At 46.1% G+C, this 7,434-nt stretch carries 6 protein-coding genes; 1 reads left to right on the forward strand and 5 read right to left on the reverse strand.

Annotation, left to right across the window (positions count from 1 at the left end; all coding sequences use genetic code 11):
- From LAT75_RS14550 to rpsL, 4 genes are all read right to left on the reverse strand, one after another.
- Positions 1–127 (reverse strand): GTP-binding protein (locus LAT75_RS14550; protein WP_291482650.1); only part of this gene is annotated, 127 nt, incomplete at its 3' end.
- Between the two features lie 21 nt (positions 128–148).
- Positions 149–2,230, reverse strand: coding sequence for an elongation factor G (gene fusA / locus LAT75_RS14555; RefSeq protein ID WP_291483409.1), 2,082 nt, complete (start codon positions 2,228–2,230; stop codon positions 149–151).
- Positions 2,231–2,251: 21 nt separating this feature from the next.
- Entirely contained in the window at positions 2,252–2,719 is a 468-nt protein-coding gene (rpsG, locus tag LAT75_RS14560; protein ID WP_291483410.1) for a 30S ribosomal protein S7, read from the reverse strand.
- Positions 2,720–2,750: 31 nt separating this feature from the next.
- On the reverse strand, positions 2,751–3,134 hold the full coding sequence (rpsL, locus tag LAT75_RS14565; RefSeq protein ID WP_291483411.1) for a 30S ribosomal protein S12: 384 nt from the start codon (positions 3,132–3,134) through the stop codon (positions 2,751–2,753).
- 199 nt (positions 3,135–3,333) lie between these two features.
- Here rpsL and recG point away from each other — a divergent pair, with 199 nt between their 5' ends.
- Positions 3,334–5,385 carry an ATP-dependent DNA helicase RecG gene (gene recG / locus LAT75_RS14570; protein ID WP_291483412.1) on the forward strand — a complete coding sequence of 684 codons (2,052 nt, stop codon included), beginning with the start codon at positions 3,334–3,336 and terminating at the stop codon, positions 5,383–5,385.
- 28 nt (positions 5,386–5,413) lie between these two features.
- On the opposite strand, the gene typA is transcribed toward recG, so the two are convergent.
- The gene (typA, locus tag LAT75_RS14575; RefSeq protein ID WP_291483413.1) at positions 5,414–7,231 is read right to left on the reverse strand and encodes a translational GTPase TypA; all 1,818 of its coding nucleotides are present in this window, start codon (positions 7,229–7,231) and stop codon (positions 5,414–5,416) included.
- Positions 7,232–7,434: the final 203 nt, after the last annotated feature.

The raw sequence follows: 7,434 nt of genomic DNA on the forward strand, positions 1-7,434 counted from the left end.
GACCGCCGTAGGTAGCTGACATCACCTTGGTGATGGCTGCCGTAAGAGTCGTCTTACCGTGGTCAACGTGGCCGATTGTACCAATGTTGACGTGTGTCTTATCGCGTGAAAATGTTTCTTTTGCCATGATCTGAAAAATTAGTAGTACTTATTTGTCTTCAAGAATTGTTTTCGCAATGGAGTCAGGTACCGGAGCGAATTTTTTGAATTCCATGGAGTAAACCGCACGGCCCTGCGACATAGAACGCAGGTGTGTCGAATAGCCAAACATTTCAGAGAGAGGCACTTCTGCGGTAATAACTGTACCTTCGATTTTGTTCTCCATGCTTCCGATCATACCGCGCCGGCCGTTGAGGTCGCCCATGATATCACCCATGTAATCTTCCGGGGTAATAATTTCTACGGCCATAATCGGCTCAAGCAGAATCGGGCCTGCCTTACGGGCAGCTTCACGAAAACCAAGTTTGGAACAGATTTCAAATGAAAGGGCATCGGAATCCACATCGTGGTATGAACCGTCGAAGAGTCTTACTTTAACCCCTTCAACCGGGTAATTTGCCTGAATACCATTGGTAAGCGCAGCTTTGAAGCCATTCTCACAAGGGTTGATGTATTCACGCGGGATATTGCCACCGGTTACTTCATTCAGGAATTCGAAACCGGTATTTCCTTCAAGCGGGATAATTTCAAACTGAATATCAGCAAATTTACCACGGCCACCGGTTTGTTTCTTGTAGGTTTCACGGTGGGTAACGCTCTTGGTAATGGTTTCGCGGTACGATACCTGAGGCTTACCAACATTCGCTTCAACCTTAAACTCACGCTTAAGACGGTCAACGATAATTTCCAGGTGAAGCTCACCCATCCCGGCAATGGTAGTTTGTCCGGTTTCGTCGTCAACATTGGTCTTGAATGTCGGATCTTCTTCTGCAAGTTTGGCCAGACCCATTGTAAGCTTATCGTTATCAGCCTTGGTTTTAGGCTCAACAGCAAGTTTAATAACGGGCTCAGGAAAGATCATTTTCTCAAGAAGAATCGGAGATGCATCAGAAGAAAGTGTGTCGCCGGTACGTACTTCTTTGATACCTACAGCTGCACAGATATCACCGGCACGAACCTGCTTGATGTCTTCTTTGCTGTTGGCATGCATTTTCAGCAGTCGGCCAATACGTTCTTTTTTACCTGTAGAGGTGTTAATCACATAAGAACCGGCATCAAGTGTACCTGAGTACACACGGATAAATGTGAGCTTACCTACATAGGGGTCGGTAGCAATTTTAAAAGCCAGGGCCGCGAAAGGCTCGTCGTAATCCGGCTTTCTTTTCATTTTTACAGTTTCGTCAGATGGATCTACACCATCGATTGCATCGATATCAACCGGAGAAGGCATAAACTTCACAACTGCGTCGAGCAGGGTCTGAACGCCTTTGTTTTTGAAAGCTGTGCCGCAAAGTACGGGGTTGATGGCCAGTGAAAGGGTAGCTTTACGGATAGCGGCTTCGATTTCTTCGATACCGATTTCCTCTTCCATAAGGTATTTTTCCATCAGCTCTTCATCATGATCTGCAATAGCCTCAATCATGATTTTGCGGTACTCTTCAGCTTTTTCCTGAAGCTCAGCCGGGATTTCGATGGTATCGTATGCAGCACCCATGGCTTCGTCGTTCCAAACGATACCTTTCATTTCGATAAGGTCAACTACGCCCTTAAAATCACTTTCATTTCCAATCGGAATCTGAAGGGGTACAGGTACAGCCTTGAGTCTCTTTTTCATCTGTTCAATTACATTGAAAAAGTCAGACCCTGTGCGGTCCATTTTATTTACAAAAGCCATGCGGGGCACTTTGTACTTATTGGCCTGACGCCATACAGTTTCAGACTGAGGCTGAACAGCGCCAACGGCACAGAATACAGCAACAGCTCCGTCAAGTACCCTCAGGGAGCGTTCAACTTCAATAGTGAAGTCAACGTGACCGGGGGTATCAATAATGTTGATGCGGTGGTCCTGCCAGAAACAGGTTGTAGCTGCAGAGGTAATCGTGATTCCACGCTCACGCTCCTGCTCCATCCAATCCATCGTTGCATCACCTTCGTGTACTTCTCCGATTTTGTGAGAAATACCGGTGTAAAAGAGAATACGCTCGGTAGTGGTCGTTTTACCGGCATCAATATGGGCCATGATGCCGATATTTCTCGTCTTCTTAAGGGCGTCTATTGCTTTTGTAGCCATTGGAATAGTGGGGGTGTTGTATTAAAATCTGAAATGGGCAAATGCTTTGTTAGCTTCAGCCATACGATGGGTTTCATCGCGCTTGCGAACCGCGCCGCCTTCATTATTGGCAGCATCCATAAGTTCACGAGAGAGCCGGCCGGCCATCGATTTATCATTGCGGTTTTTAGCCGAGCGAATGATCCATCTCATACTAAGGGCAGCACTTCTTTCCTGACGGACTTCAATTGGTACCTGATAAGTTGAACCGCCAACGCGCCGGCTTTTTACCTCAATCATTGGAGCAGCATTGGTAAGTGCCGCACGGAAAATTTCGATACCCGGCTTACCGGTTTTTTCTTCGATAATCTCGAAAGCCTGATACAGAATTTTGCGTGCTACGCTTTTTTTGCCGTCTTTCATCAGGCAGTTAACAAAACGGGTTACCGTTTTATCCTTGAATTGCGGGTCTGCTACGACCTGACGCTGTTCTGCTGTTTTTCTGCGCATAGTTAAGCTGTGGTCTTAAAATACTGATTGATTAACCTTTAGCGGCCTTGGGGCGCTTGGTACCGTACAGGCTGCGTCCCTGCTTGCGGGCATTTACGCCTGCTGTATCAAGGGCGCCGCGAATGATGTGATAACGAACACCGGGCAGATCCTTAACACGACCACCACGGATCAGCACAATGCTGTGCTCCTGAAGGTTATGACCTTCTCCGGGGATGTATGCAGTAACTTCCATTTTGTTCGTCAGGCGCACACGAGCTACCTTCCGTAATGCCGAATTAGGCTTCTTGGGTGTTGTGGTGTACACACGTGTACACACTCCCCGACGCTGAGGGCATGCCTGAAGAGCCGGAGCAGTAGTTTTCACTTTCTTGCTCTTGCGGCCTTTGCGAATTAATTGCTGTATTGTAGGCACTCTGAAATGATTTTGGTGAGTAACTTCTTTAAAAATCCAAAGACTGGTAATATAAAGCTTCTCATTTATCAATGCTAATTAAATATCACTCCTTACCCTTCTCTGCACCCCTGCAATACAAAAAGTATGCAATACAGCACATATTCACCGGTTTTACAGTTACTTTATTGTTACTAAGATACAGTACAGTATATCAATTATGAGTTTCTCTATTCCCGTTTCTATCCCCCGGCTTAAGGCACTTCACGCTCATAATCTCCGTTCTGATCAGGATCTGCTTGATTTTATTCCAAGGCGCTATCTCGACCGTAATTCAGTTTCTTCTGTGGGTATGCTTAAAGGCAGCGGTGAAGAAGCTACCATTATCGGTACAGTTAAAGATATCAGGCAGGCCGATAAACGCCTTGAAGTTATAGTCGAAGACAGTACCGGGCGGCTTAAGTGTGTTTGGTTCAGAGGTACAGCTTATTTCAAAAAACTACTTTCCCCCGGTGATGAAATTTCAGTTTTCGGAAAAGTGCAGCGCTTCGGTGCATGGCTCAGTATCGCACACCCGGATGTGGAAAAAATTAAAGACAACTCTCAGCTTACCAAAACGGTAGGTACCATTCCCGTTTACCCATCAAACAATTTTTTTAAGAAAGTCTGGCTCGGAAGTCAGCAGTTTCAGCAATGGGCCCTTCAGCTCCTGAGCCGGGATACGCTTCCTGATCTGCTACCCCAAAGTGTTCGCCTGCGCCTTAAGCTTACAACACGCCATCAGGCATATCTTTATGTTCATTCCCCTGAGAACCTTAAACAGGCTAATGCTGGCCGGGTTTATCTTAAATTTGAAGAACTATTTTTCTTTGAACTTGCAGTTCACACCCTGAAATTACGATCCGCGAGCAAACCTGCACAACTACACTTTAACGGCCCCGGAGAACTTACCAGAACTTTCTTCAATGAGGTTTTGCCTTTTGAACTTACTGCCGGGCAGGTTAATGCACTGAAGGATATCCGAACAGATTTTGGAAGCGGCAGACTGATGAACCGCCTGATTCAGGGAGACGTAGGTTCCGGCAAAACTATAGTTGCTATTGGCGCAATTCTGATGATGCTCGATAACGGCTATCAGGCCATATTTATGGCACCAACGGAAATTCTTGCGGAACAACATTACCGTACCCTTTTCAGCTACCTTAACCCGCTTGGCGTTGACATCCGACTGCTTACCGGTAAACGGAAGAGCTCACAAAAGAAAGAAATTCTGAATGCAGCTGCACTTGGTAGCCCTATGGTTATTGCCGGTACCCATGCCCTCATTCAGGAGGGTGTGGAACTACCCCGGCTGGGCTTAATTGTTGTTGATGAACAACATCGTTTTGGTGTTGAACAAAGGGCACGGTTTTCCAGTGCCAGTATTCCTCCGCACACCCTGGCCATGTCCGCCACTCCTATTCCAAGAAGCCTGGCCCTTTCGGTTTTTGGTAAACTTGATATTTCAGTAATTAAAGGCCTGCCCTCAGGCCGGAAACCGATTAAAACAGGCATCCGACCGGATACCAAACGGGAAGATGTATATCAGTTTTTAGATACTGTCCTAACTGACGGTGGTCAGGTGTACATCGTATATCCCCTTGTTGAAGAATCTGAGGCGCTTGATCTTGAAAATGCTATGGATGGGTTCGAAACGGTTAAAGGAAGGTTTCCTGCTCACCGCATAGGGCTGCTTCACGGCAGAATGAAAGCTGATGAAAAGGAAGCTGTGATGCAGGCTTTCGAGGCGGGCGATACGGCTATCCTCGTTTCCACTACTGTAATTGAAGTTGGTATTAATGTACCAAATGCCTCAGTAATGGTAATTGAGCATGCCGAACGTTTCGGACTCTCACAACTTCATCAGCTTAGAGGGCGCATCGGGCGGGGCTCCCGGCAAAGTTACTGTATCCTCATAACCAGCCCTAAACAATCCAAAACCGGACGTGAACGCCTCAGGGTGATGACAGAAACCAATGACGGGTTTTTAATCAGTGAGGCTGATTTGCGCCTGCGCGGTCCCGGCGACTTTTTGGGAACCAGGCAAAGCGGTGTACCAGAATTCCGATTTGCTGACCTCGTTGAAGATGAAGCTCTGCTTCAGGAAGCAGCTGCACAGGTGAAACTACTTCTCGCTGATGATCCTGAACTAAAAAAGCCGGAGCATGAGCAGCTCCGGCTTTATTTTCAGAAATATCTGAATGAACGCAGAAAGTTTTTTGAAATGATGTAACCGGGCCCTGTTATGCCGCCGCTACAGATTACACATTAGCTGTACTTTTCTGACGTTTACGCTCATTATGATCCAGGTATTTTTTACGAATACGGAGGCTCTTCGGGGTTACTTCCAGCAGTTCATCATCTTCAATGTATTCCAGGCACTGCTCCAGCGAAAACCTGAGCGGGGTATTAATACGAACGGTATCAGCCGTTTGCGCAGCTCTGTGGTTGGTCAGGTTCTTACGTTTAACAACGTTCACAAGTAAATCGTCAGAACGGTTGTTTATTCCGACTACCTGGCCGGCATAAACTTCCACACCGATCTCCACCATAAACTGACCTCTGTCCTGCAGGCCTTCCAGGGCATAGGACGTAACCTGACCCTTATCGAGAGAGACGATTGATCCGTTTTTACGGCCCGGCATTTCACCCCGGTGCGGTTCATAATCATAGAACTGCTGGTGAATTAATGCCATACCTTTGGTTTCCGTGAGTACATCATTACGAAAACCAATCAGCCCGCGAGAGGGGACCTTAAAAGCAAGGCGCACATTTTCAAGTTCCTGCGACATCGATTCCATAATACCTTTACGCATAAGCAGGATATCAATTACACGACTTGAGTATTCTTCCGGAACATTAATAATTACTTCCTCTACAGGCTCATACACCTGACCGCCTTCTTCTTTGAAAATAACTTCAGGTCGTGATACTGAAAATTCATACCCTTCCCGGCGCATACTTTCAATCAGAATAGCAAGCTGAAGTTCTCCCCTGCCGGCTACCCGGTAAACATCAGGACTCTCCGTTGGCGATACCTTGAGGGAAACATTCGTACGAAGCTCTTTGATGAGCCGGTCACGTATTTGATTTGAAGTCACAAACTTACCTTCAAGCCCTGCAAACGGGGAATCATTTACCCGGAAAAACATCGAAATAGTAGGTAAATCAATATCGTAATAAGGTACTGGCACGAGGTCCTGTTCATCAACCAGTGAATCGCCTATATTCGTATCCTCATATCCTGCAAGGGCAATGATATCGCCAGCTTCACCCTTATCGACCGCTATTTTTTCAAGACCTGCATAAGAAAACAGTTTCGTTACCCGTGCTTTCTGCTTTACATTTCCGTTGCGGTCAAGCAGTACAATTTGCTGATTCCGGTTAACAACACCCTGCTCCACCCGGCCAATTGCAATACGGCCCACATAATCATTCCACTCAACATTACTGACGAGCATTTTAAACGGTTCAGCGAGGTTCCGCTCCGGTTCGGGAACATGTTTAACAACTGTTTCAAAAAGCGGGTTAAGATCTGTTCCCAGGTCATCCAGATTGAAATTAGCGATACCCTTGATACCAACGGCATATAAAACCGGAAAATCGAGCTGTTCATCGGTTGCCTCAAGGTTAACAAACAGGTCGAATACTTCATTGAGTACATCTTCAGCACGTGCATCATGCCTGTCAATTTTATTAATCACTACAATAGGCCGGTACCCAAGGTTGAGAGATTTACGAAGTACAAAACGGGTTTGAGGAAGCGGGCCTTCAGCAGCATCAACAAGCAAAATAACCCCGTTAACCATTTTTAGAATACGCTCTACTTCACCGCCGAAATCAGAGTGACCGGGTGTATCTACGATGTTAATTTTAACACCTTTCCAAATTACTGCAGTGTTTTTAGCTGCGATAGTAATACCGCGTTCCCGTTCAATATCACCTGAATCCATTACACGTTCGGCTATTTCCTGATTTTCCCGAAATGTACCACTTTGTTTAAGAAGCTGATCAACAAGGGTAGTTTTACCATGATCTACGTGTGCAATAATGGCAATATTACGAATGGGGTAAGACATATAATTTCTGCTGTAATGAGTATTGTACTAAATGATAAGTGCGTGCTAAGATAAGGCGGGCTGCATGAAGTAAGCGACTTCTTTTCACAAAAAAAGCTCTGTACCGGATATTAGGGACAGAGCTTTTTGTTGTATAGAGAAAGGATGATGAGGCGGCGACCTACTCTTCCGCGGATGCAGTACCATTGGCGCTGGGGAGCTTA

Source organism: Cyclonatronum sp., from assembly GCF_022565315.1.
Lineage (GTDB): Bacteria > Bacteroidota > Rhodothermia > Balneolales > Cyclonatronaceae > Cyclonatronum.

Excerpts from the sequence above, each read along its gene's own strand:
- recG (WP_291483412.1), top strand. The coding sequence starts at position 3,334 with ATGAGTTTCTCTATTCCCGTTTCTATCCCCCGGCTTAAGGCACTTCAC.
- typA (WP_291483413.1), bottom strand. The coding sequence starts at position 7,231 with ATGTCTTACCCCATTCGTAATATTGCCATTATTGCACACGTAGATCAT.
- fusA (WP_291483409.1), bottom strand. The coding sequence starts at position 2,230 with ATGGCTACAAAAGCAATAGACGCCCTTAAGAAGACGAGAAATATCGGC.
- rpsG (WP_291483410.1), bottom strand. The coding sequence starts at position 2,719 with ATGCGCAGAAAAACAGCAGAACAGCGTCAGGTCGTAGCAGACCCGCAA.